The following is a 24,515-nucleotide window of genomic DNA, read 5'->3' as shown; positions in this document are numbered from 1 at the left end:
TCACGTCATAAACATTCATTTTCATAATATGGCATGTTGCTCCATATATATCAACATAATTGATCTAATGAAAAAGAACCATCAAGGTTAAGTGAAAGGGCAATCATTATGACCCAAATAGCTATCTCTCACTCTGGAAGCACGAAACGCGTCGCCAAACGCAAGATTTTTTGGAATTTGCTTAATCTTGCCCGGCAGCGTCGCTCACTTGCCAGGTTGGATGATCATTTGCTTGACGATATCGGGCTGACCCGCCGCGAAGCAACCCGCCACATCTGGGACGCACCTGATAACTGGATAAAACAACTGTATTAATCGGACTGATCGTGTTTTGAGGCCGCCAGAAAAGGCGGCCCGAGCACATTACTGACAGTTTTGCTGAGTTTTAGGCGTAAAACCCTTGAATCGGCGGCCACACTCTCCGATATTTGCTTGGAAACCAGCCTGCATTCGCGGGCCGGGAACAGATGAATGAAGGGAGACCCTTTTAATGGCACAATTCGACACGATCCGGACGGCCACCGGTGCGCGCGCCGCCGAGATTGACGAGGGCCTACGCGCCCACATGAACAAAGTCTACGGCACAATGTCCGTCGGCATGCTGATTACATTTGCAGCCGCATGGGCAATTTCCGGGCTTGCAACAACAACCGATCCATCGGCGGCTGCCGCTCAACTAAGCGAAAGTAAGTATCTGACTTCGTTCGGATACACTTTGTTCGCGTCGCCGTTGAAATGGGTCATCATGTTTGCGCCTTTGCTATTTGTTTTCGGTTTCAGCGCCGGAATCAACCGCCTGTCCGCAGCGGGTGCACAGACAGTTTTTTATCTGTTTGCGGCAGTTATGGGTGTATCGATCAGCTGGATCTTCCTGGTCTTTACCGGTCAGTCGATAATTCAAGTGTTCCTGATCACGGCAATCGCATTTGCGGGACTGTCGTTGTACGGCTACACAACTAAGAAAGACCTCTCGGCGATGGGCACGTTCCTGATCATGGGCGTGATCGGCCTGATCGTAGCCTCGATCGTGAATATCTTCATCGCTTCTTCGGCTATGGCATTTGCCATCTCGGTTCTGGGTGTTCTGATCTTTGCCGGCCTGACCGCATACGACACTCAGAACATCAAAACCACTTACCTGCAGATGGCTCACTCCGGCGATCAAGAATGGTTGGGTAAAGCCGCGATAATGGGTGCATTGAGCTTGTATCTGGACTTCATCAATATGTTCATGTTCCTGCTACAACTGTTCGGCAACCGCGAATAAAATTCTGCAAATTAAAACCTAGTTGGGCGGATCCGAAAAGGTCCGCCCATGTTTTTTGGTGGAAAGTCGAAAGCCGGGCTAAACGAAAACCCCTGCCGTTCAGGCAGGGGCTTGGGACTTGAGAGAGAAAAAGCTTAGCTACAGTTCAGTGGAACCGCAAAACCGGAACTCTTACCGGATGAACCTTTCCGATATACTTGGCCGGCAGACAAACAGCCTGTGAACCGTTCAGTCTCGGATCCAAAAATTGAACCAACCGAGTTATCGACGCGGTTGCTGTTGCTTGGTGTGCGCAAGACGCCGAACAATTTCCCATTCACGGCGACCGTGCTAAGGAAAAGGGGTGTTGCGCTGCCCGACAGCTGCACCGCTGTCGTATCGCTGCGTCCACCGTTATCGATAGCTACACCAGCCATCTTTTCCAGTTCAGTTTTATCTGACGTGACTTGAATGGTCGGCAATTCAGCAAGCTCTGCCGGAACATTGGTTGCAGGCGGAATGAACGCAGCTGCGCCAGCCACTTCGGAAATCGTGCGCGGTTCTCCGTCTATTCCGGTGAACCCGACCCCTTGTCGGTTAAAGGGGTCTTCGCAGGCCGAAAGGGTCAGGGCGGCAAGTGCGGGTAATATGATTTTTTTCATGACGGTCAACATTTTGGGTCGGTTAGGCGAAGCGTAGCGGCAGGTGACGCGAAATTGCAACCCGCGCGAAAACAGAATACTTGAATGGCTGATGCGCCTCTGCAACGGCCTGATTTCCATCATCCAATGTTCGAGTGATTTTCCAATTGCCCAATGAGCATAAAAAAAGGGCCCCTGCCAGTGCAAAGTCCCTTTGAAATTTCACCATTGAGGGCAGATTATTTTATCTTGCCTTCCTTGTACTCGACGTGTTTGCGAGCGACCGGATCGTACTTACGAATGGTCATCTTTTCAGTCATAGTGCGAGCATTTTTCTTGGTCACATAGAAATGGCCCGTGCCCGCGGTCGAGTTCAGACGGATTTTGATTGTCGTCGGCTTCGCCATGGTTATCTCCTGCGTCCGAAAAGGCAGGGGCCTTTCGGTTGAATCCTCTTGAGCGTGCGCTTTTACGCCTTGCACGGACTATGTCAAGGGCAATTGCCTAGGGAGCAGCGGTTGCAGATATGCGCTAGCTGAACAATGTCGACGCACCCATATATTCGTGAATTTGGTTGCGTTCAGAGTCCGACAGTCCCAAAGCTGAGGCCAATTGATGCAAATAGTCAGCTTCGCGCTCATGGTCCAAACGAATCGCCGCAAGGGACGTGGCGTAGATCTGAGCCCGAAGAGGCGCCCCGGAATCCGCAGCCAGCCCCATCACGTCGATCGGAGCTTCTAGTTGTTCTTGAACAAAGGCGCGTTCTTCGTCGCTGATATCATCGCCCAATTCACTCAAGATGGTTTCCTTTTCTTGCGCATCCAATTCTCCGTCAGCCTTGGCCGCCTGAATCATTGCTCGCAGCATTAGCTTGGCATGCTGTTCCATGGCTGCCCCGCCCGGAGTGCCATTGAACACCGTCTCAAGCATATCAACAGTTTGTTGGCTGCCAGTTTTGGCAGCCCCCTGCATTGCGTTGATCAATCCACCCAAACCAGCAGCACCAGCCGGGTCGGCGATTCCGAGTTTGCCGATCATCTCTTGCAACCCCGAAGCCCCACCGGGCATTCCAAGCTGTTCAGCCATCTTGCCAAGCTGATCTATTCCAAATCCACTGCTTGCGCTTTGCATTGCGTCCTGTAAACCAGCCATGCCGCCCATTTGCTTGTATTTTTCAAGCCCCTTTGCCGCAGCAAAACCCACAGCAACCGAAGCCAATGCTTTCATGAAACTCATTTCATTCCTCCCAATGGATGGCGCATTTTATGGGACACTATCGTAACACCTGCATGTATTCAGACAAACCAGAGTCCGATCTGAGCACTTACCTGAAATTCGCTTTGTCATTCGGAGCCGTTGTCCACCACCATAACGCTTGAATCTGAACACGGGTTCATCCCAAGTTTGAAATGTGGCACGTTCAATTGAATGGATCACGAAATCCTGATATGTTCGGCGTAACCCACTAAGTTAAGAAGCCAATTGCGGGCTCGAACTTCGAGGCACCAAAAAACAGGCAAACCCTCTGTCGGCAGAGTTTATATGCATGACATTTTTTGGGGGCATCATGACTGAGTGGACTATTCAAGGTGAAGAGCTGGCAAACTGTAACTGCAATTTTGGTTGCCCATGCCAATTCAGCGTTCTTCCAACACATGGCAATTGCGAGGCAGTGGTTGTTTTCGATATCAAAAGTGGTCACTACGGCGATACTGATCTAGCCGGAGTTCGAGCTGCTGGCGTTTATTATTGGCCCGGCCCTATTCACGAGGGTAACGGCCAGATGCAGTTGATTGTTGATGAGTCCGCCAGCGCGGAGCAACGCGCAGCCCTTCAAGCAATCATGACCGGTGAAGACACCGATGAAATGGCGACGATGTGGTATGTCTACAGCGCCATGGCCCCAACAAAGCATGAAACGCTCTATGTCCCGATTGAACTTAGTTGGGACCGGGACGAACGCTCAGGCTATGCCAAAGTGCAAGGTATTTTCGATGTCGAAGTCAGCCCAATTCCGCACATTGTTTCAGGTGCAGCTCATCGTGCCTCGATTCAGTTGCCGAACGGTTTTGAGTATCGTCATGCCGAGGCAGCTTCTGGTTCCGCAAAAACGCATGGCGGCGAAATTAGCCTGACCTTTGACGCAACCCATGCGCATTTGGCCCATCTGAATATTTCGGGTCACGGTGTAGTTGGAGCCTGATCAGAGCCTTACGATGACCACATCCGATACTTCGCCGCGACCTGGAATGATTGAGCGGCTGTTGCGGCATGACCGCTATATTGTGCTGGGCAGCGTATCTCTAGTTGTTCTCGCCGCTGCTTGGTACACGATCACCGGGGTCGGCATGAACATGTCGGCGCTGGAGATGACGCGCATGGCCGGCCCAATAGGTGAACCGATGCAAATGGGCGGTCCGCCCATTTGGACCCGCAACTACGCTGTTCTGATATTCCTGATGTGGTGGGTCATGATGATTGCGATGATGACGCCTAGCGCCGCACCAACAGTGCTGCTCTATACCGCGTTAAAGCGTGTTGGTCGCGATCAGAACGCCGCTGTTTGGCTCAGTTTCTGTTTCCTTACCGGGTACCTAATCGCATGGGCCGGATTCAGTCTTGTCGCAACAGGCGCGCAATGGGCATTGGAACTTGTCGGTTTGGCCGACGGACCCATGATGACGATACGATCAAAGGTATTTGCTGGCTGTGTTCTGGTATCTGCGGGCGCTTATCAGCTGTCAGATCTCAAAACTGCGTGCCTCAAACATTGTCAAAGCCCGGCCCGCTTTCTATCAAAACACAATCGGCCTGGCGCTTATGGTGCACTGCGAACAGGTGCTTTGCATGGGGTGTACTGTCTTGGCTGCTGCTGGGCCTTGATGGCGCTGCTATTCGTTGGCGGCATCATGAACCTCTATTGGATCGCAGGGATCGCTCTGTACGTCGCCCTCGAGAAATTGCTGCCCCGTGCAAAATGGCTGCCGATACTTACCGGCCTTTGCCTGATTGCGGCGGGGCTTTGGCTTGTCCTAACGGCGTTTGTGACCGGTCTTTGATGGGTATCGATGGCTGTGGAACCGGCCAAATTTTGGGTTCCGATGCAAAAATTGTAGGAGAAACACAATGCCTGTTTTTATCACCTATGCTTCGTATTCCCAATCTGGCGTTCAAGGAATGTTGGAAAAGCCAGCAAACCGAACTGGGCCGGTAAAGGCGTTGCTGGAAAAGGTGGGCGGCAAGTTGCTGGCGTTCTACATGACAACTGGTTCGAATGACGTTGTCGTTATCAGCGAGGCACCAGACGGAACCGACGCGGTAGCGGTCGGTATGGCAGTGGCTGCCTCCGGAGCGGTAGATAAGATCGAGACTGTTCGCGCATGGACGGCAGACGACTTTGTTTCAATCGCGGAAAAGGCCGCTGCCTTAACCGGTGCCTACACACCTCCGGGCAGCTGACGGTATAACGCGCGGAGGGCCTGTAAGCCGGATCTTGTTCCGGGGTTGCCCCCTTCGATGACCATTCCTCTAGGCCGTACATTGCTGCACGGCTCCAGCTGCCAACCCGGTCCCTCTCGGCCAAGACGCGCTTAGCGGCGGTATCGGCTGACGCCGACCGGCCCGCGCGGGGACCCTATTTGGCATTGCTCCCGGTGGGGCTTGCCGTGCCGCCACTGTTGCCAGCGGCGCGGTGGGCTCTTACCCCACCGTTTCACCCTTACCACACGAATGTGGCGGTTTGTTTTCTGTGGCGCTTTCCGTCGGGTTGCCCCGCCCGGGCGTTACCCGGCACCGTTGCCTTGTGGAGTCCGGACTTTCCTCTCGGGCGTAAGCCCCAGCGGCCATCCGGCCCTCCGCGCACGGGGGTGGGTATGCGGTGCGACAGACCACGTCAAGGGTTCAGGTAGCATTTGGGTTTGACGGCATTTTGTCACTCTAACCAGAAACGCTATGGCTCAACCCAAATTGGTTGAGCTGCCAAATGGCTCAAAATCTGCTGATTCAAGAGGACCATTGGCCCATGGTCGAAACCTCAGGCGTACGGCGGCAAGTAATGCTTCGTCATCCACATCAGCTGTGTAACCGGCATTTCGCGCAAGCGTTCGGAAAGTATGAAACTGCTCGTCCTTAGGGTCTTTGTTGAAACCAATAGTTGAAGCTATGCTTTGATGTTCCAAACGCGACCAGTCAAAACGCGGACCGGGGTCACTTTTTCGGCCTGGAGCCATATCAGAATGGCCTATAACCCCTGAGGGTTTGACAGACCAGCGCGCTTTAATTTGACCCAACAGTTGTTCCAAGGTCGTCATTTGTGGTTCAGAAAACGGATGATTGCCGGCATTGTCTAGTTCAATGCCAATCGAGCGGGAATTTATATCGGTCTTTTTGCACCAACTCCCAGCGCCTGCATGCCAGGCGCGGTCTTCTTCGCGAACCAATTGCCAGAGGGTTCCGTCAGATCCAATCAAGTAATGAGCCGATACCTCATGCACTGGATCACACAACCGTTCCAGCGCGGCAGCGGCACTTTGCATCGCGGTATAGTGAATAACGATCAGCGACGGCGTAAGACCATCCCGGCGCGGGCCGAAATTGGGGGATGGGCGCCAGATCGGCGTAAGTGGATCAGTTGTTGATGGCACTGCGGAACGGGCTTGGATCCCAACCGCACGCATATCCGTCTCCGTCTGGGTCAAGTCCTTTACGGTCTCGTTGAGGTCCGCCGCTTGAAAGAAACTCGATTTGCGCCTGATCTGGTGAAGTGAAACGGGAACAGTTTCGTTGCGCTTTGGCTTCAAGATTGAAACCCGCTCGACTATAAAGTTGCGTGCCAACAGGGTTTGAAGTGTTCAACGCATATTGAACGATGTTGGGTTGACCGTCCTGACCGCGCGCCGGAACCGCCGTAGGAGCCACGACCTCGTAAGTCTGGCGGTTCTGTTCTATCAGAGCGGCGTCGGATTCTATGCTGCGCCGACCTGAAACGGCAGTAAAATCCTGCTCGTCCGAAATTCCTGGATTGCTGATTGGTTGCACGAGCGCGGTTTGCGTAGACTGTCCAGATGTGCTGGCCAATGCAACAGCGGTCTGGTTGGCGATATCGGCACTGTCACCGCCCACTGATACGGCCCCTTGCGGGTCCTGTGCTGACAGCGGTTGTTGTGAAACTTCCTCGGGTGGCAACAGCGGATTTCCAGTATATCCCTGCCCGGTCAGTTCCGCCTCTCGCTGCGCCTGATACTGAGGCGTATTGAAACCCGTTCCCTCGACAGGTGCCACCGTGTTGCACGCACCAATCAATCCTATTACGGGGATCAGAAGCAAATTGCGCATTTGGCTTTTCCGTCTCTGTGCGTTGCCTGTACTGCCCGAAGGCTTACCACCATTTCACGGGCTTTGCCACAAACCCTGCTGCACTTTCCAACGCATAGGCGGTATTGAGCAGGTCGCCTTCATCCCACGGGCGCCCAATCAGCTGAAGACCCAGCGGAAGACCTTTCTTGTCAAGGCCAGCAGGCACCGAGATACCAGGCAATCCCGCAAGGTTTACCGTCACGGTAAAAACATCGTTCAAATACATTTGAACAGGATCAGCCTCGGTCATCTCACCCAGTCCGAATGCTGCCGAAGGAGTTGCCGGCGTTAGAATCGCGTCGATTCCGGCGGCAAATACGTCCTCGAAGTCTTTCTTGATCAAGGTACGCACGCGGCGCGCGCGATTGTAGTAAGCGTCGTAGAAGCCTGCCGACAGAACGTAAGTTCCAATCATGACACGACGCTGGACCTCATGACCAAATCCCTCGGCTCGCGTTTTTTCGTACATTTCAGTTATGCCGTCGCCTTGTGCCAATGTGGCGCGGTGGCCATAACGAACGCCATCGTAGCGCGCCAAGTTCGACGACGCTTCGGCAGGAGCAATAACGTAATACGCAGGCAAGGCGTATTTCGTGTGCGGCAACGAGATATCGACTATCTCGGCACCTGCGGCCTTTAGCATTTCAGCGCCCTCTGACCAGAGTTTTTCTATCTCGGCGGGCATACCGTCCATGCGGTATTCTTTGGGGATGCCAATTTTCTTGCCTTTGATATCTCCGGTAAGCATACCTTCGAAATTCGGTACGGCCAGTTCGGCGCTGGTAGAATCTTTGGGGTCGTGACCGCACATCGTTTCCAGCATGATCGCCGCGTCCCGCACGTTTTTGGTCATCGGCCCCGCCTGATCCAACGACGAGGCAAACGCAACAATACCCCAGCGCGAGCATCTGCCATAGGTCGGTTTGATGCCCGTGATGCCGGTGAATGCAGCTGGCTGTCGGATCGAGCCGCCAGTATCTGTCCCGGTGGCCGCAAGACACAAATCCGCAGAAACAGCTGCTGCGGAACCGCCGGACGAACCACCCGGTGTCAGCTGCGCATCATCGTTACCGCGCCGCCAAGGGCTGACCGCATTTCCGTAAACAGAGGTCTCATTTGACGAACCCATAGCGAATTCGTCCATATTCAGTTTGCCCAGCATCACAGCGCCATTATCAGCCAACTGTTGAGAAACCGTCGACTCGTACTCTGGCTTGAACCCTTCAAGGATTCTTGAGGCGGCTTGAGAAGGCACACCCTTGGTGCAGAACAGATCTTTAATACCAATCGGCAGACCGCACATGGAAGGAGCGTTTCCCTTCTTGATCCGTTCGTCCGCGGCTTTAGCGCGTTCAAGTGCGATTTCGGGCGTTTTGTGGACAAACGCGTTCAGCGCGGCGGCTTCATCAATTGCCTTCAGGCAAGAATCAGTAAGCTCGACCGAGGTCACCTCACCTTTGCGCAATGCATCACGCGCTTCGGCTAATCCCAGCTTGTTAAGTTCGCTCATGTCTTACTCCACAACTTTGGGAACAGCGAAAAAGCCCTCGCGCGCGTCGGGCGCATTTGCCAGAACCTTGTCTTGCTGGTTGCCGTCGGTGACCACATCTTCTCTGCGCTTCAGACGCATCGGCTCCACCGACACCATCGGGTCGACACCCTCTACGTCAACTTCATTCAATTGCTCAATGAAGCCCAGGATCGTGTTGAATTCGGATGCCAGCGCCGGCAGCGCGTCATCCTCGACCTTGATCCGGGCCAGTTTCGCCACTTTGGCGGCGGTACTTTGGTCAATTGACATCGGCTTCCCTCAAATTCGCTCAGAGGGCATTTACCTGTCCGTCGCGGCAGTCGCAAGAGCACCAGATTAACGGGATCAATTTCCGCGCATTAAGCCGAAGAAAGCTCCCGTTTACGCGGTGTTCGGTTAGGTAAATCGAAATAACAAAAAAAATGAACCAATTAGTTCATTTTGGCCCTTGAAAAATGAACTAAACAGTTCATTTCAGTCTGACGGCGCAGCAAACATGGAGAAAGGCAATGAAAACCTTTTTTATAGCGTTCCTTATGTCCACTTCATTTCTGACGGCACAGGCACAAGCCTTTGATCTTAGAATGGATAACCTAGTCCGCGATCTGAATTTCCCCGATCCAATCGCGGAGCCTGTAACCAAAGATAAAGTTCACCCAGAGCGATAAAATGGCCCTTGAGCCCGGGTCGGATCCCCCCTGACCCGGGCGCGTTTAAATTGAATGCTGCGCAGCTGTTCCCAACTCGTTAACATCGAAAAGATGATGCCCAACCTTGGCTCAATGTAGTCGGCGCAACGGAGCTAATAATGACCGCTCGAATGCAACTTGTTCTGGACGCCATAGACGCGGCCAATTCACAAGATCCAAATCTGGAAAATGGTACGCCCGAGGCTTTGCTTTATGGTCAACGGATGACTGCAGAACTTGAAAGACTCTTCCCAAATGCTTCGGAAGAACTGCAGATTGCCGCGCGGGGGCAGCATGTTGAACGTTGGAAACTAAAACGGTCCGAATATCCTGAAGGTCGCGCAGGATATTTAGCTTGGCGTAAGGCGCAGGGCGAGTTCCACGCAAAGGTCGTTATGACTTATATGAAAGATGCGGGCTATGACCATGAGCAGCTTGAGACCGCGAGTCAAATGTTGCGCAAACAAGGCATAAAGCGTGACGCCGAAGTACAGGCGTTGGAGGATGTGATCTGTTTCGTGTTTCTTAAATGGTATTTTCAGCCCTTTGCAGCCAAGCACTCCTCCGAAAAGATACAAAGGATCGTTGAAAAAACTGCGCGAAAGATGTCGTCAGATGGCCGTGCGCGAGCGTTGCGGGAGTTCGATTTGCCTGAAGTTCTGGCGGCAGCCTTTCAACCATGAAATTGTTTTTTCCAACATACACCGGAGACTCAATCCGATGGATCAACTCAAACTCTTGGTGGATCTGCATATAAAGGGACAAAGGCAGGGCCCCGGCGGTAGGGACGCGACCCGGCGTGCAATCGATCTGGCTGGACTGAACAAGAAACAGCGTTTGAAAATCGCCGATATTGGCTGTGGCACTGGGGCGGCCAGCCTGATCCTTGCACAGAGCCTAAATGCCGAAATTTGCGCCGTAGACTTTTTGCAGGACTTTCTTGACGAACTCGATACTCAAGCCGTGAAGCTTGGACTTGCAGATCGCATCAAGACGCTGCTCGCGTCGATGGAAGCACTGCCATTTCAAGATGCCTCGCTGGAAGTGATCTGGTCTGAAGGCGCCATCTACAATATTGGGTTTGAGAACGGGGTTCGGTACTGGCGTAAGTTCCTGAAACCGGGCGGTATCTTGGCAGTTTCCGAGCTCACCTGGCTCACCCGAAACCGACCAGACGCTTTGACCCGTCACTGGGGTCGGGAATACCCCGAAGTCGGACTGCCGTCTCAAAAGATCGGGCAGCTAGAAACACATGGGTACGAGGTTTTGGGCTATTTTCCTTTGTCACCAGATTGTTGGCGCGACAACTACTATGGCCCAATGCAAGGCAGGTTTGCTAACTTTTTGGACAAGCACGGACATTCAAGCGAAGCCATGGCGCTTGTCAGCGCCGAGCAGACCGAGATTGACCTGTACGAAAAGTATTCATCTTTTGTGAGTTACGGATTCTACGTTGCGCGCAAATTGCCGGACTGACCGTTACGCCTTAACAGCGATCGAAGATACACCTCGATCATCCATCCCAACATCGTTGCATTCAGTATGTGCCACATAAAATGCGTGCCAACTGAAAAAGAGCCACATAGCGGTTCGTCTAATGCGCGGAAAGTTATAGATGCTATCAGGATGACAGCGCCCAACGCCAAGCCGCGTGCCGTACCTGGCGCTCGGTGGCGTAATAAGGCTGCGTAGATCAATATTAATAACGGAATAGGGGCATAACTCGCCGAGCCGCCAAGACCGGGTATCGTTTGAAACAATGGGAGCGTCACAGCGACGAAAGGGAAAAACAGCAGCGTGAGTGCTGCCGCGAGCCAGGGTTTCAACCCCCAAACATCCCGGTTTATTGCAAAAATATATACCAGCACAAACATCAGAATAGGTGTGACATCTGCGACCGCGGCCCAAACCTGAGCATGCGTGTGAAATAAAAAACTGCCAACACCGATTCCAGCCAGAATTGCAATCAAAAGATAGGCTAGAGGTGCCTTCTGACCGGCAACACGGCTCCACATAATGAAGGCCGAAATCAGAAATGCTAAATTCGTCACGGCATTTATTGGTTCGGCCCAATAAGCAGGCGACAGCCGCTCACAGTATCCATCAATATATTCTGACCATTCCATAGATTTTTACATAGCGGATGCTAGGCTGAGACCAAGCTGTATGTTGGAGGATTCTTGATGAATATCATTTGGCTGGGACATGGAAGCTTCAGAATTGAAACCGAAGGTCAGGTTTTTCTGATTGATCCATGGTTGACCGGAAACCCTTCTCTGCCAGAGGCGCAGCACGATGACGCAGTTGAAGGCGCGACGCATATTCTTTTGACACATACGCATTTTGACCATGTGGTCGATGTGCTGCCACTGGCAAAGCACTTGGGTATTCCCGTGGTCGGCCAATACGACCTGATGGGCTATTGGGCCGAAGCCGAAAACATCGAAACCGTCGGATTTAACAAAGGTGGAACCGTCAACCTGAACGGCATAAAAGTTACCATGGTACCGGCATCACACAGTTCAACCTTTTCCACTCCGGAAGGATTGCGAACAGGCGGTTCAGAGGTTGGTTTTATTATCGCTGCCGAGGGACGTACGGTTTATGTTTCGGGCGACACAGACATAATGGCCGACATGGATTGGATGGGCGACTATTATCAACCCGATATCGGAATTTTGTCGGCTGGCGGTCATTTCACAATGGACATGAGAGGGGCTGCATATGCGGCTAAACGGTTTTTCAAATTCAAAACGGTAATACCCTGCCACTACAAAACCTTTCCGATCCTTGAGCAGACGGCTCAGGATCTGATTGATGGTCTGCCCGGTGTGGATGTGATCGAACCAGAAGTTATGCAGGCAATCAGGTTGTAGGTTCAGCTTTATGAGCAAGATAACTCCGTCGCCGGAACTGGCCGCAGTTGTGCGCAGATGGAACCTTGCCGTTCAGAACCAGGACCAAGCAGTCTTGATGAACATGTTGTCGAAATCAGAGCACTTGCGGTATCAGGGCTCTGCAGACGGTGAGTGTTGGTCCGGAACTGTGTTTCGGGACGGATTTGCAGATCATGTAAGGGAAATTCCGGAATTCGACTGGGATGAACACAGCTTGGAAGCCTTTGAATGTGGCGAAGTTGGCTGGGCCCATTGTTCTGCGACGCTCACTTTTGCAAGTAATGGAAATTCGACGCCCCATCGGTTCACATTTGTGCTGAATTTAGAAGACGGCATCTGGAAAATGGTACAGCTGCATGTGTCCAACCCTATGTCCAACCTGGAGAAGATTGGTGTGGAACATGAGGCACTTAACGCCCTTGTCGAAGCTGCGCGTATCGGATTTCAGCAAGATCAGAGCGATGGTATAGCCTCAGTCATGTTTACCGACATCGCAGATTCTTCTGAACTGACACGCAAACTAGGCGACCATGAATGGGCGGATATAATCTCAAGGCACTTGGAACTGGCCGAAGGAATCATAGTTTCGCACCGGGGAAGATTGGTCAAATCGCTCGGTGACGGCACAATGTCTATCTTTACTTCCGTACAAGATTCGGTGGACGCGGCGGTGAACCTTCAGCGACGCAATGCGTCAATCGACACTGCGAAGATTTTGCGCCTACGGATCGGCATTCACACCGGTGAAGTTATCCAAAAGGATGAAGATTTTTTTGGAACGGTTGTCAATAAAGCGGCACGCGTTACAGATGTCAGCGGTCCAAACGAAATTCATGTTTCGGATGTTACGCGCCTGATGCTCGATACAGATCCTAATGGGTGGTTCGGTCCACCAAAACCTGTCTTGCTGAAAGGGTTCGGAGGCCGCCAAACGGTGTACAGTCTTAATTGGACGTGAACAGTTTTCACCTTTCAAGGGGCTTACTAGTTATTTCCGGCGCGTTTTTCTGCAAAAAACGATTGGAGCAGTTTTTCACATTCCTTGGCAGCGATCCCGTCATAAACCTCGGGAACATGATGGGACTGAGGGTGTATAAACACCCGGGCGCCATGGGCGACGCCACCAGATTTCGGATCAGACGCACCATAATAGATACGCCTGATGCGTGCGGCCGCCATTGCCGCAGCGCACATAGCGCATGGCTCCAGCGTTACATAAAGATCGAAACCCGACAGGCGCTCAGACTCAGTGACAGCGCAGGCTTCCCGCAGGGCTAGTATTTCGGCATGCGCAGTGGGATCCTTCAATTCGCGCGTCCGGTTTCCAGCCTTCGCCACGACGCTTCCACTGGGTGACACGACCACAGCTCCAACCGGAACTTCGCCGCGATCTGCTGCGGCACGCGCCTGTTCCAACGCCAATTCCATATGCGATCTGAACATCATGCTTCTGACTGCCTCAGAAACCTGGCTTTCGCAAGCCGTCGGGATAGGTTAAGGCCGGGGAATGAGAAACACCCCTCCTCCAGGCGACCGGATCGCCAAGGTTCTTGCACGCGCAGGCGTCGCCTCTCGTCGCGAGGCAGAGCGGATGATCAATGCAGGCCGCGTCGCCGTCAATGGCAAGACAATCGACAGCCCTGCACTAAACGTGACGGTCAATGACAAGATCATTGTCGATGGCAAACCGATTTCTGAACCGGAACCAACTCGTCTTTGGCTATATCACAAACCTCCGGGTTTGGTTACATCCACGCGAGATGAGAAAGGCCGAGCAACAATTTATGACAGCTTACCCGAAGATATGCCGCGGGTTATGAGCATTGGCCGTTTGGACCTAAACTCGGAAGGGTTGTTGTTGCTAACCAATGACGGCGGCATAAAGCGCAAGCTTGAATTACCTTCGACAGGCTGGCTGCGAAAGTACCGGGTGCGTGTAAACGGACGACCAAAAGACGAGGATTTCGCGCCGTTGCGTAACGGCCTGGTAGTTGAGGGTGAGCGGTTTCAACCCATGACAGTGACTTTAGACCGACAGCAAGGGGCCAATGCGTGGCTTACCGTTGGCCTGCGAGAAGGGAAAAACCGGGAGATTCGGCGCGCGATGGAAGACATCGGTTTTGCCGTCAACAGGTTGTTGCGTGTTTCATATGGACCATTTCAACTGGGCGCGCTTAAGGCAGGCGAAGTCGAGGAAGTTCGCCGTCGTGTCATGCGCGATCAGCTGGGTCTGGATGAAGGGGCAAAACCTGGCAACCCTTCAAAGCGTCCGGTCCGGCCGCAACGCAAACGTGCGACCGTAAGCAAGAAACATCGCAATTGACGACGGTTTGTAAACCTTCCCCCTAGCGCCAAGCCCTCGCTTCCACTAAATTTTCCTAGGAAACTGTGATGAGGGGGCATCATGTCCGGTTCCGGAGTTCAAAAATTCGCTTATGTGGCGTTGTTGGTGGTGATGTTTGGCGTTTGCACCGGCCTGCTGGGAGGCTTGTAACAGCATGGCTAAGCGGTATGGCGGGAAATTCAGCCCTCAGGGCGGGTCCGAGCCGGACGCACAGCCTCCGCGCGGACAGTTTGACGGTGCACGCGTCGAACCCGCAGGCGCACGCGCGAACGTCTTGTTTGTACCAGCTATTCCACTTGTATTTTTGTCCCTAAATGATGGTGCTATTGGCATGACCATCGGACTAGTGGCAGCAGGTTTGCTGACGGCTGCGGCTTTTCTGCTGCGCGAAGGATTGCGTGCCGAGGCAGCTTATAACGAACGACGGACGGCCCGGCGCCCTGCTTTTCCCCGAAAGATCAGTGCAAGTGTTCTGACTGGTTTGGGAGTTGCGCTAGCATCTTACCGAACTGAATTGATAAGCACAGACGCCGCCATGCAGGCGAGCTTGCTGGCTCCGATCTTGTTTGGTGGAGTCGCGACCGTTTTGCACTCGGTTTCGTTTGGCCTTGATCCGATGAAGGACAAGGGCATGGAAGGAATAGACACTTTCCAGCAAGACCGCGTAGCCCGGGTCGTTGAAGATGCGGAAACACATCTGTCTGAAATGACGGATGCCATAAAACGGGCCGGAGATCGTAGGATCGAAGCACGTGTAGAAAAATTTCAGACAACAGCCCGAGATCTGTTTCGCACGGTCGAGGAAGATCCGCGCGACTTGGCGGGTGCACGAAAATACCTGACGGTGTATCTGCAGGGCGCACGCGACGCGACGGTAAAGTTCGCAGATGTTTACGCCCGAACGCGCGACCCCCAAGCGTTAGCAGATTACTCGGCTTTACTGGACGATCTTGAACAGAATTTCGCGGCGCGAACCAGAAAAATGTTATTGGATGATAGAAGCGACCTGACGGTCGAAATTGATGTGTTGCGCGAAAGGTTGCAGCGCGAAGGAGTCCGGCTTGACTGACCGGCCAATATTTGAGCGAGGATTTACCCAATGTCCGAAGACATCAAGAACAAGGCCGTTGAAACAGAAACTCTGGTTCAGGAAGTGACAGCCGTCGCGCTGCCTGAACCACAGGCCGAAGTCGTTACGCTGGAAGAGGCTGACGAAGCCGTCAGTGCAGAGATCCGAAAACGCATGGACGAGATCGACATGGACAACACAAACTCGATCGTTGCTTTTGGATCTTCAGCCCAAGCAGAACTGCAGGAAATCAGCCAGGCCATGCTGGCAGATGTGAAGAACAAGGATGTAGGGCCTGCTGGTGATAGCCTTCGTAACATCGTAACCACCATTCGGGGGTTTTCGGTCAGCGAACTTGATGTTCGTCGCGAACGCAGCTGGTGGGAAAAATTGTTGGGCAGAGCCGCTCCATTTGCCAAGTTCACCGCCCAGTACGAAGAAGTTCAGAACCAGATCGACAGGATCACTGACGATTTGTTGGGGCATGAACATACCTTGCTAAAAGACATCAAATCACTGGATTTACTCTACGAAAAGACCTTGGGATTTTATGATGAACTGGCGCTTTATATTGCTGCCGGCGAAGAAAAACTGACTGAACTGGACAGCCACGATATTCCTGAAAAAGAAGCTGAGGTCGAGGCCGCCCCAGAGGACGAACAGGTAATGAAAGCGCAGGAATTGCGCGACCTGCGCGCTGCACGAGATGATCTGGAACGCCGCGTTCACGATCTGAAATTGACACGGCAAGTAACAATGCAATCTCTGCCCTCGATCCGACTGGTGCAGGAAAATGACAAATCGCTTGTTACCAAGATCAATTCCACGCTGGTAAACACTGTTCCACTTTGGGAAACCCAATTGGCGCAAGCCGTGACGATCCAACGAAGCGCCGAAGCTGCGGCGGCAGTCCGGGATGCAAACGATCTTACGAATGAGTTGCTGACGTCGAACGCGGCCAACCTGCGGCAGTCAAACAAAATGATCCGAGAAGAGATGGAGCGTGGCGTTTTCGATATTGAGGCTGTTAAAAAGGCCAACGCTGACCTGATTGGCACGATCAACGAAAGCCTGGCAATCGCAGATGAAGGCAAAGCCAGACGAGCTGCTGCTGAGGAAGAATTGCAAAAAATGGAGGCGGAACTGCGCGATACACTGGCATCTGCCAAAGCTCGCAAGGACGGTCTGGGCGACACCGCCAACACAGCAGTCCCCAGCTGAGGTTGGGGGCCATGGTCCCGAAAGGACATCAATTTAGATTGACCTTTGGGGTCATTGCCCTGCTGGTGGTGGCAGGGTGCGAAGACGTGGTTCCAACCGTCACCGCGCCCCAACCCGAACCCGTCCAAACTGTTGAAACAGCCAATGCTTACGTGCCGCCATCGGCGGCCAGTCAGGATTTGGCAAGGTTCTACAAGCGAGTAGAACGCGATTTGCAAACGCGCGGACTGCTAAGGACCGACGGGGGCGGGCCTGACACACCGTACGAAGCCGATGATCTGGCCAGAAACTTCGAAACAATCGCTTTTTACAGCGAATACCCGGACGATATTGCCTCGGTTGGCGCCCGGCGGACAGACGGGCAACTGAGCCGCTGGTCAGGCCCCGTGCGCATCCAGCCCGAATTTGGTCCCTCGGTCCCACCGGAAGTGCGAAACAAGGATCGGGAGGACGTTTCCAATTATTCCAAGAGATTGGCCAGATTGACCGGTCATCCTATTTCGACCGTCAGTCGAAACGGAAACTTTCATGTGTTTTTTGCGGGCAAGGATGACGGTAGCTATGTCGTTGGTCGCCTCAAACAGTTAGTCCCGAATATTGGACAAAGCACCTTGGACCTGATCGCTAATCCGCGCCCTTCTTTTGACTGTTTTGTATTCGCTTCCGCCACGAACTCGGCGCCGAACGTTTATGTGCGTGCTGTCGCATTAATTCGGGCCGAACTACCCGATCTTGTGCGGTTAAGCTGCATCCACGAAGAAATCGCGCAAGGTTTGGGCCTGCCAAACGACAGCCCGGCTGCCCGGCCTTCGATATTCAATGACGACGATGAATTTGCGTTACTGACAAGTCATGACGAACATCTGCTGAAATTATTGTACGATCGACGTTTGCAACCAGGCGTCTCGGTGGAAGACGCACGTCCAGTGGTGCGGAACATTACCCGTGAATTGATGGGGTTATAACGTTGACCCCAAAAACAGGAGAACCCCAATGGGAATATTCGATTTTCTGACCGGAGAATTCATTGACGTCATTCATTGGGTGGATGACACGCGGGATACCATGGTCTGGCGCTTCGAACGCGAAGGTCACGCGATCAAATACGGGGCCAAGTTGACTGTCCGCGAGGGTCAAGCAGCGGTTTTTGTGCATGAGGGGCAGTTGGCGGATGTTTTCACTCCGGGCCTTTATATGCTCGAGACCAACAACATGCCGATACTGACTACGCTGCAGCATTGGGATCATGGTTTCCAATCACCATTCAAGTCCGAAATCTATTTCGTCAACACAACCCGCTTCAACGATCTAAAATGGGGAACAAAAAATCCAATCATGTTGCGGGACCCAGAGTTTGGGCCGACCCGTATTAGGGCCTTTGGCACGTATACGGTACGAGTGAAGGACCCAGCGAAGTTCCTCGTCGAGATCGTTGGCACTGACGGCGAATTTACAATGGATGAGATCAGTTTTCAGATCCGGAACATAATCGTTCAGGAATTCAGCCGAGTGATCGCAGGCTCCGGAATTCCGGTCCTCGACATGGCCGCAAATACGGCCGACTTGGGCAAACTCATCGCTGCCGAGGTGTCACCTGTTCTTGAGGGCTACGGATTGGAAATGCCCGAGTTCTACATTGAGAACATATCATTGCCTCCGGCAGTCGAAGCCGCGCTCGACAAGCGGACTTCGATGGGTTTGGCAGGCGATCTGGGCAAGTTCACACAATATTCTGCCGCCGAAGCGATGACGGCTGCGGCCAACAACACGGGCCAAGGCGGGGGTGTGGGCGCAGGATTGGGAATGGGCATGGGAATGGCAATGGCGAACCAGATGGCAAACATGGCATCGGGCCAGCCAAGTGGCCCATGGGGTGCGTCGGCATCATCACAACCCTCCACTCCGACGACTCCACCGCCGCCTCCGCCCGTTGAACATGTTTGGCACATAGCCGTCGATGGCCAAACCAGTGGGCCGTTCTCCAAGGCCAAGATGGGTCGAATGGCGACCGAGGGAGAGATCACGCGGGACACACATGTCTGGACGGCTGGTCAGGACGGATGGAAAAAGGCAGGCGATGTTCAGGAACTAGCGCAACTGTTCACGATTCTGCCCCCACCGCCGCCCGGCGCGTAGAAACGGATTTGTCGCGCACAGAACAAGGTGAGCCGCGCTATGACCAATGAAGAACACCGTTTCCCTTGTAACCAATGTGGAGCGGATTATCGTTTTAATCCAGCCAACGGAACGCTGACCTGCGATCATTGCGGAAACTCGGAACCTATCGGTGACGGGCCTTGGGGTGGCGCCAACTTACGAGAGTTGGATTTTGACGCCGCAGTGGCGGATCGCTTACCTGACAGCGAAATCGAAGAAACTCGGATTCTGACCTGCCCCAACTGCGCTGCGCAGGTCGAATTCGACCCGAACACGCATGCAGCGGAATGCCCGTTTTGTGCCACGCCAGTTGTTACGGACACCGGCATCAGCCGCCATATCAAACCCCGCGGCGTCCTGCCTTTCGCGCTGGACGAGCGATCTGCAAATAAGGCCATGAGTGACTGGCTGGGACGTCTATGGTTCGCGCCAAATGGCTTGAAAGACTATGCGCGCAAGGGCCGGAAAATGCAGGGTATATACGTTCCATATTGGACATTTGATGCTGATACCAAATCGTCTTACCGGGGCGAGCGAGGGACGGTCTATTACGAAACTCGCACAGTCGTTAAGGACGGGAAACGCGTTCAACAACAGGTGCCAAAAATCAGGTGGTCACCAAAATCCGGTCGTGTGGCCAGATTCTTTGATGATGTTCTGGTTCTGGCTTCGCGATCTTTGCCAAAGTCCTACACCGATGCTTTGGAACCATGGGACCTGCCAGCGCTGGAACCTTATCAGCCAGAGTATTTGGCGGGTTTTCGGGCCGAAGCCTATACCGTCGAACTTCGCGAGGGCTATCAGGAAGCCCGGAGTTACATGGCACGCGTTATCGAAAGGGACGTTCGATTCGACATCGGAGGTGATCGTCAGCGCATCCATGCGGTCGAAACTGACGTTCGGGATGTCACTTTCAAACATATTCTGTTGCCGGTTTGGATGGCGGCATACAAGTATCGCGGACAAACCTACAGGTTTGTTGTCAATGGCCGCACCGGGCGCGTGCAAGGGGAAAGACCTTGGTCGGCAATAAAGATAACGATTGCGGTGACTTTGGGGCTAATAGTTGCCGCTGCGATTGGTTATATGGCAGCGACCGGTCAGCAGTAATTTCTATGCGCTTGCTTGAGTTCGAAACGGAGTGCATCTTCCTGAACTGAAACAGGGAGTGACCGTTTGACCATCTCAGTTCTGAATCAATTGCTGCGGGGACGCTACTCGTGCAGAGCCTTTCGACCCGATCCAGTTCCTAAGACAGAGATTGAGCAGTTGCTCATTAGCGCGGGACGTGCACCAAGCTGGTGCAACGCGCAACCTTGGAAAGTAGTCGTTACCACCGGAGATGAAACAGACAGGTTCCGTATAGCATTGCAGCAGGAGGCGACCAACCGCCCACCTGCCCCAGATATGCCGTTCCCAACAAGCTACTCCGGAGTTTACCAGGATCGCCGGCGCGCGTGCGGCTGGGCGTTGTACGAAGCGGTCGGAGTCAAAAAAGGCGACCGCGAAGCGTCCCAACGACAGATGATGGAAAATTTTGCCCTGTTTGGAGCTCCGCATTGCGCAATTCTGTCCAGTCCCGTTGAGCTGGGTTCTTATGGCGCCATGGACTGCGGAGGTTTCGTAACGGCCTTTTCCTTGGCCGCTCAGTCGCTTGGTTTGGCATGCATTCCCCAGGCCGCCGTGGCTTCTTATGGGCCGTTTCTGCATCGCTACTTTGACATATCGGATGACCGGCTGATCCTTTGTGCTATCTCCTTCGGCTACCCTGACACTGACCATCCAGCTAACGGGTTTCGAACCGACCGCGCACCTTTGGGTCAATTCGTTGACTGGCGTGGCTAACAGATAAGACAGAGGATCATATCGTTCATGCGAGCATTGTTGCAAAGAGTGTCGAAGTCTTCTGTATGGACCGATGGTGCCTTGATCGGTCAATCCGGCCCAGGTCTGATGATCCTAGTTTGTGCAATGCACGGAGATGGTCCAGAGAAGGCCGCTCAACTGGCGCAAAAAATAGCTAAACTGCGGATATTCAAGGACGAAGTTGGAAAAATGAACAGATCGATCCTGGATGTTGGCGGCTCGGCTCTGGTGGTCAGTCAGTTTACCTTGGCCGCCGATACGACGCGTGGCAACAGACCCGGCTTTTCGGACGCGGCCCCGGCAGCGGAGGGTGAGCGTCTTTTCAATGCCTTCGTCTCAAACCTCGCTGACCACGGGATTCCTGTGGAAACTGGAGCCTTCGGAGCGGACATGTCGGTTGAACTCGTCAACGATGGTCCCGTGACAATCTGGATGGAAAACTGATGAGGGGCGAAAGCGCGTCACCCGACTTTGCCGCAGGAACTCAACCAACTGAAAGGAAGTCGACCATATGACTCCAGCTGCCAATTCGCTGCGCGACATCGAAGATCTTCCTGACATGGGCATCAAAATGTCCGACGGTTGCCGATTGTCAGCGCGGATGTGGATGCCTTTGGACGCAAAAAAAGACCCTGTTCCTGCCATTCTTGAATACTTGCCCTACCGGAAACGCGACGGCACAGCGACCCGCGATGCCCTGACCCATCCGTGGTTTGCCAAGCGTGGATATGCCTGCGTCCGCGTTGACATGCGCGGCAATGGTGACAGCGAAGGGTTCATGGAAGACGAATACACCCAACAAGAGCTGGACGATGCAGTCGAGGTCATTGACTGGTTGGCACGGCAGCCATGGTGCAATGGCTCGGTAGGTATGATGGGCATCAGTTGGGGAGGGTTCAACGCCCTTCAGGTGGCAGCGATGCAGCCTGACGCCCTGAAAGCGATCATAACCTTATGCTCGACAGCGGACCGGTACGCCGACGACATACACTACAAAGGTGGCTGCCTTTTGAACGAGAACTTGGGCTGGGGCGCAACGATGTGGTCTTATTCCTCTCGTGCGCCTGACCCGGCACTACGCAAGGATTGGCGCGAGATTTGGGAAAAGAGGTTGGAAGCAGAACCATTTCTGCCGTCAGTCTGGCTGCGCCACCAAACACGTGATGACTATTGGCGGCACGGTTCCGTTTGTGAAGACTTCAACGCAATCAGTGCTGCAACTTTGGCGATTGGCGGTTGGGGCGATAGCTATAAAAACACTGTGCCGTTACTGGTCGAAAGACTAGCGGCTGTTACAAAAGGGATCGTTGGGCCTTGGGTTCACAAGTACCCTCATTTCGCAGTTCCCGAACCCAGGATTGGGTTCTTGCAGGAAGCTCTTCGATGGTGGGAACGTTGGCTCAAAGGTATCGAAACCGGCGTTGAAAATGATCCCGATTATCGGGCCTACTTAATGGATGGCGTTCGTCCGGCACGATGGTATCCCGAACGACCGGGGCGTTGGATCGCCGAGTCAAATGGCACGACTTCGCATATAACGCACTTAAAGATGACGCTTAGCAACCTTGGGCTCGACAAGACCGGTCCGCTGGACCAACGCGTTAGCTCGCCGCAACACTGTGGAATGGAAAGTGGGGAGTTCTGTGCCATTTGGCTAGGCCCCGACATGCCGGGTGATCAACGCGCTGATGATGCCCTGTCGGTTTGCTTCGATGGCCCCGGGTTGACCGAAGATCTGGACATAGTCGGCGCACCTCGGGTTCGGTTAAGTCTAAGTTCCGATAAACCGCAAGCACAGGTCGTGGTACGTCTGAATCATGTCCATCCCGACGGTGCCTCTGCCAGAATAACTTATGGTGTGCTCAATCTGACCCATCGCAATGATCATGCACGGCCCAAGGCTCTAGCGCCCGGTCAAACTTATGAAGTGACGCTTGACCTTGATCATATTGCTTATCGCGTTCCGAAAGGCCACAGCCTGCGCGTAGCCATTTCCAACGCCTATTGGCCGTTGATCTGGCCGTCGCCCGAGGTTACCGAACTTCACTTAAGTGACGGCGATATCACCATACCGGTGAGACCGACCGCCGAAACCGATGAATGGTTATTTGCCCCGGCTGAAAGCGACGCGGAGCGCAAGCTTACGACTTTGCGGACTGCGACAAATTCAAGACGTATTGAAACGGACATGAACACAGGTCTGCTTCGCCTGACAATTGAAGATGACTTCGGCCTTGCCCGAGACGACGAACACGGCCTGATCAGTGGAGGAAGCGCCAGCGAATCATGGTCGATCCATCCTGATGATCCATTATCAGCACGAGGCGAATGTACTTGGGTGCAGGAGATGGTCCGAGGGGACGTGAACCTCAGAACCCAAACCAACTGTGAAATGTGGTCAGATCGTTCCGATTTTCATCTTCGAGCCAGTATAATGGCCTACGAGAACGGCAAGGTAATCCATTCCCGCCAGATCGAAGACACGATACCGCGGGAACAAGTGTAAATCCGGCATGAAACTCGATTTACATTAAATCTTGCCCGATGAGCGGAAATGCGCAACTTTGACCCATGCGTCAATAAAAGCCCGTAAGTGGCTTGATCCAACCAATTGGGAGATTTTGGATGAACGAACAACTCACTCACATGACCAAAGAGGTGACTGCTGGTAAGCTGACACGTCGTGAATTCATGGGCAAAGCTGCGGCCTTAGGAGTTTCCGCTGCGATGGCCAGCACAATGTTCGCAAACGCCGCGCGCGCGGCTGGCCCGAAAAAGGGCGGAGATCTGAAGTTCGGCCTTCAGGGCGGTGAATCGACCAATTCTCTTGATCCAGCAACCTATGCAAGCTCAGTTCCGTTCCAGAATGGTAAACAGTTCGGTGACCAGCTGGTCGAAGTCGCGCCGGACGGAACGATTGAACCTCGGCTCGCAGAAAGCGTCGAAGGTAGCGCCGACGCCAAAGTTTGGACGTTCAAACTGCGCCAAGGGGTTGAGTTCCACAACGGCAAGACCATGACCAGCGAGGACGTGCTGAAAACAATGCAGCGCCACTCGAACGAAGATTCAAAGTCTGGTGCTCTGGGCATCATGAAGGGTATCGAGTCCATGAAAGCGGACGGTGACAACTTCCAGGTCACTCTGACCGAACCGAACGCGGATTTGCCCTATTTGATGGCCGACTACCACCTGATTGTTCAGCCAGACGGCGGCATGGACAATCCAGGTGCCGGCATCGGAACCGGTCCTTACAAGCTGGAGGTAGATGAGCCCGGTGTTCGCCACATGTACACCAAGTTTGAAAACCACTGGAACAGTGATTTTGGCAATTTCGACAGTGTCGAAGTCGTGGTCATCAACGACGCGACAGCGCGTACCGCGGCGCTGCAGTCGGGACAAGTTCACGCCATCAACCGGGTCGAACCAAAGGTGGCCGATTTGCTGGGTCGCGCGCCGAATCTGACCGTGCATTCGACCGCTGGCCGCGGCCATTATGTGT

29 protein-coding genes and 1 other RNA gene are annotated in these 24,515 nt (G+C 53.5%); 20 read left to right on the top strand and 10 right to left on the bottom strand.

Annotation, left to right across the window (positions count from 1 at the left end):
• Positions 1–108 precede the first annotated feature (108 nt).
• Positions 109–315, top strand: coding sequence for a DUF1127 domain-containing protein (locus AC2FNV_RS06410; protein WP_496772748.1), 207 nt, complete (start codon positions 109–111; stop codon positions 313–315).
• Positions 316–490: 175 nt separating this feature from the next.
• A complete protein-coding gene (locus AC2FNV_RS06405; RefSeq protein WP_170478684.1) occupies positions 491–1,267 on the top strand; it encodes a Bax inhibitor-1/YccA family protein in 777 nt (258 codons plus the stop codon).
• Between the two features lie 134 nt (positions 1,268–1,401).
• Here the strand turns inward: AC2FNV_RS06405 and AC2FNV_RS06400 are convergent, their stop codons facing one another.
• The 3 genes from AC2FNV_RS06400 to AC2FNV_RS06390 form a co-directional block, all read right to left on the bottom strand.
• Positions 1,402–1,908 (bottom strand): lipoprotein, encoded by a 507-nt coding sequence (locus tag AC2FNV_RS06400; RefSeq protein WP_170607121.1) that lies wholly within the window; start codon positions 1,906–1,908, stop codon positions 1,402–1,404.
• Positions 1,909–2,126: 218 nt separating this feature from the next.
• Positions 2,127–2,294, bottom strand: a complete 168-nt coding sequence (rpmG, locus tag AC2FNV_RS06395) for a 50S ribosomal protein L33 (protein ID WP_010441901.1) — start codon at positions 2,292–2,294, stop codon at positions 2,127–2,129.
• A 124-nt stretch (positions 2,295–2,418) separates the two neighbouring features.
• Positions 2,419–3,123, bottom strand: a complete 705-nt coding sequence (locus tag AC2FNV_RS06390) for a DUF533 domain-containing protein (protein ID WP_170607123.1) — start codon at positions 3,121–3,123, stop codon at positions 2,419–2,421.
• Between the two features lie 331 nt (positions 3,124–3,454).
• On the opposite strand from AC2FNV_RS06390, the gene AC2FNV_RS06385 reads away from it, so the two are divergent.
• The 3 genes from AC2FNV_RS06385 (at position 3,455) to AC2FNV_RS06375 (ending at position 5,346) form a co-directional block, all read left to right on the top strand.
• Positions 3,455–4,090 carry a DUF1326 domain-containing protein gene (locus AC2FNV_RS06385; RefSeq protein WP_170478675.1) on the top strand — a complete coding sequence of 212 codons (636 nt, stop codon included), beginning with the start codon at positions 3,455–3,457 and terminating at the stop codon, positions 4,088–4,090.
• Between the two features lie 13 nt (positions 4,091–4,103).
• A complete protein-coding gene (locus AC2FNV_RS06380; protein WP_170607125.1) occupies positions 4,104–4,946 on the top strand; it encodes a DUF2182 domain-containing protein in 843 nt (280 codons plus the stop codon).
• 67 nt (positions 4,947–5,013) lie between these two features.
• Positions 5,014–5,346 carry a GYD domain-containing protein gene (locus tag AC2FNV_RS06375; protein WP_170478669.1) on the top strand — a complete coding sequence of 111 codons (333 nt, stop codon included), beginning with the start codon at positions 5,014–5,016 and terminating at the stop codon, positions 5,344–5,346.
• A 7-nt stretch (positions 5,347–5,353) separates the two neighbouring features.
• On the opposite strand, the gene rnpB is transcribed toward AC2FNV_RS06375, so the two are convergent.
• The 5 genes from rnpB to gatC form a co-directional block, all read right to left on the bottom strand.
• Positions 5,354–5,745, bottom strand: an RNA gene (rnpB, locus tag AC2FNV_RS06370) — RNase P RNA component class A.
• A 98-nt stretch (positions 5,746–5,843) separates the two neighbouring features.
• Positions 5,844–6,563, bottom strand: a complete 720-nt coding sequence (locus tag AC2FNV_RS06365; protein ID WP_170607127.1) for an N-acetylmuramoyl-L-alanine amidase — start codon at positions 6,561–6,563, stop codon at positions 5,844–5,846.
• On the bottom strand, positions 6,514–7,221 hold the full coding sequence (locus tag AC2FNV_RS06360; protein ID WP_170607130.1) for a hypothetical protein: 708 nt from the start codon (positions 7,219–7,221) through the stop codon (positions 6,514–6,516). Before AC2FNV_RS06360 ends, AC2FNV_RS06365 begins: the two co-directional genes overlap by 50 nt.
• A gap of 43 nt (positions 7,222–7,264) precedes the next feature.
• The gene (gene gatA, locus AC2FNV_RS06355; protein WP_170607132.1) at positions 7,265–8,752 is read right to left on the bottom strand and encodes an Asp-tRNA(Asn)/Glu-tRNA(Gln) amidotransferase subunit GatA; all 1,488 of its coding nucleotides are present in this window, start codon (positions 8,750–8,752) and stop codon (positions 7,265–7,267) included.
• Positions 8,753–8,755: 3 nt separating this feature from the next.
• Positions 8,756–9,043, bottom strand: a complete 288-nt coding sequence (gene gatC / locus AC2FNV_RS06350) for an Asp-tRNA(Asn)/Glu-tRNA(Gln) amidotransferase subunit GatC (protein ID WP_170478658.1) — start codon at positions 9,041–9,043, stop codon at positions 8,756–8,758.
• Positions 9,044–9,282: 239 nt separating this feature from the next.
• Here gatC and AC2FNV_RS06345 point away from each other — a divergent pair, with 239 nt between their 5' ends.
• From AC2FNV_RS06345 to AC2FNV_RS06335, 3 genes are all read left to right on the top strand, one after another.
• Positions 9,283–9,441 carry a hypothetical protein gene (locus tag AC2FNV_RS06345; protein ID WP_496772742.1) on the top strand — a complete coding sequence of 53 codons (159 nt, stop codon included), beginning with the start codon at positions 9,283–9,285 and terminating at the stop codon, positions 9,439–9,441.
• Positions 9,442–9,581: 140 nt separating this feature from the next.
• Entirely contained in the window at positions 9,582–10,145 is a 564-nt protein-coding gene (locus AC2FNV_RS06340; RefSeq protein WP_170607136.1) for a DUF4202 domain-containing protein, read from the top strand.
• A gap of 37 nt (positions 10,146–10,182) precedes the next feature.
• The gene (locus AC2FNV_RS06335) at positions 10,183–10,938 is read left to right on the top strand and encodes a class I SAM-dependent methyltransferase (RefSeq protein ID WP_170607138.1); all 756 of its coding nucleotides are present in this window, start codon (positions 10,183–10,185) and stop codon (positions 10,936–10,938) included.
• Here AC2FNV_RS06335 and AC2FNV_RS06330 read toward each other — a convergent pair.
• Positions 10,911–11,588, bottom strand: coding sequence for a ceramidase domain-containing protein (locus AC2FNV_RS06330; RefSeq protein ID WP_170607139.1), 678 nt, complete (start codon positions 11,586–11,588; stop codon positions 10,911–10,913). The genes AC2FNV_RS06335 and AC2FNV_RS06330 overlap by 28 nt on opposite strands.
• Before the next feature lie 57 nt (positions 11,589–11,645).
• Here AC2FNV_RS06330 and AC2FNV_RS06325 point away from each other — a divergent pair, with 57 nt between their 5' ends.
• Positions 11,646–12,338 (top strand): metal-dependent hydrolase, encoded by a 693-nt coding sequence (locus tag AC2FNV_RS06325; protein ID WP_170607141.1) that lies wholly within the window; start codon positions 11,646–11,648, stop codon positions 12,336–12,338.
• A gap of 10 nt (positions 12,339–12,348) precedes the next feature.
• A complete protein-coding gene (locus AC2FNV_RS06320) occupies positions 12,349–13,317 on the top strand; it encodes a nuclear transport factor 2 family protein (RefSeq protein WP_170607142.1) in 969 nt (322 codons plus the stop codon).
• A 26-nt stretch (positions 13,318–13,343) separates the two neighbouring features.
• Here AC2FNV_RS06320 and AC2FNV_RS06315 read toward each other — a convergent pair whose 3' ends face one another.
• Positions 13,344–13,805: a nucleoside deaminase gene (locus tag AC2FNV_RS06315; RefSeq protein ID WP_170607143.1), complete on the bottom strand. Its 462-nt coding sequence runs from the start codon at positions 13,803–13,805 to the stop codon at positions 13,344–13,346.
• A gap of 61 nt (positions 13,806–13,866) precedes the next feature.
• On the opposite strand from AC2FNV_RS06315, the gene AC2FNV_RS06310 reads away from it, so the two are divergent.
• From AC2FNV_RS06310 to AC2FNV_RS06265, 10 genes are all read left to right on the top strand, one after another.
• Positions 13,867–14,682, top strand: coding sequence for a pseudouridine synthase (locus tag AC2FNV_RS06310; protein ID WP_496772738.1), 816 nt, complete (start codon positions 13,867–13,869; stop codon positions 14,680–14,682).
• Positions 14,683–14,857: 175 nt separating this feature from the next.
• Positions 14,858–15,772, top strand: a complete 915-nt coding sequence (locus AC2FNV_RS06305) for a 5-bromo-4-chloroindolyl phosphate hydrolysis family protein (protein WP_170607145.1) — start codon at positions 14,858–14,860, stop codon at positions 15,770–15,772.
• Between the two features lie 30 nt (positions 15,773–15,802).
• Entirely contained in the window at positions 15,803–16,993 is a 1,191-nt protein-coding gene (locus tag AC2FNV_RS06300) for a toxic anion resistance protein (RefSeq protein WP_170610848.1), read from the top strand.
• Positions 16,994–17,004: 11 nt separating this feature from the next.
• Complete coding sequence (locus tag AC2FNV_RS06295) at positions 17,005–17,958, top strand: DUF2927 domain-containing protein (RefSeq protein WP_170607149.1); 954 nt, start codon at positions 17,005–17,007, stop codon at positions 17,956–17,958.
• A 28-nt stretch (positions 17,959–17,986) separates the two neighbouring features.
• Positions 17,987–19,129: an SPFH domain-containing protein gene (locus AC2FNV_RS06290; protein WP_170607151.1), complete on the top strand. Its 1,143-nt coding sequence runs from the start codon at positions 17,987–17,989 to the stop codon at positions 19,127–19,129.
• Between the two features lie 39 nt (positions 19,130–19,168).
• Positions 19,169–20,260 (top strand): TFIIB-type zinc finger domain-containing protein, encoded by a 1,092-nt coding sequence (locus tag AC2FNV_RS06285; protein ID WP_496772735.1) that lies wholly within the window; start codon positions 19,169–19,171, stop codon positions 20,258–20,260.
• Positions 20,261–20,326: 66 nt separating this feature from the next.
• Positions 20,327–20,995: a nitroreductase gene (locus tag AC2FNV_RS06280; protein ID WP_170607154.1), complete on the top strand. Its 669-nt coding sequence runs from the start codon at positions 20,327–20,329 to the stop codon at positions 20,993–20,995.
• 27 nt (positions 20,996–21,022) lie between these two features.
• Entirely contained in the window at positions 21,023–21,460 is a 438-nt protein-coding gene (gene dtd / locus AC2FNV_RS06275; protein WP_170478624.1) for a D-aminoacyl-tRNA deacylase, read from the top strand.
• A gap of 67 nt (positions 21,461–21,527) precedes the next feature.
• Positions 21,528–23,522 carry a CocE/NonD family hydrolase gene (locus AC2FNV_RS06270; RefSeq protein ID WP_170607157.1) on the top strand — a complete coding sequence of 665 codons (1,995 nt, stop codon included), beginning with the start codon at positions 21,528–21,530 and terminating at the stop codon, positions 23,520–23,522.
• A 119-nt stretch (positions 23,523–23,641) separates the two neighbouring features.
• The coding region (locus tag AC2FNV_RS06265) for an ABC transporter substrate-binding protein (protein ID WP_496772732.1) at positions 23,642–24,515 on the top strand (874 nt) is incomplete at its 3' end.

This window comes from Ruegeria sp. BHSA163, from assembly GCF_059613365.1.
Note: the sequence above shows the minus strand (reverse complement) of the source record. Positions and strands in the feature narration are given on the sequence as shown.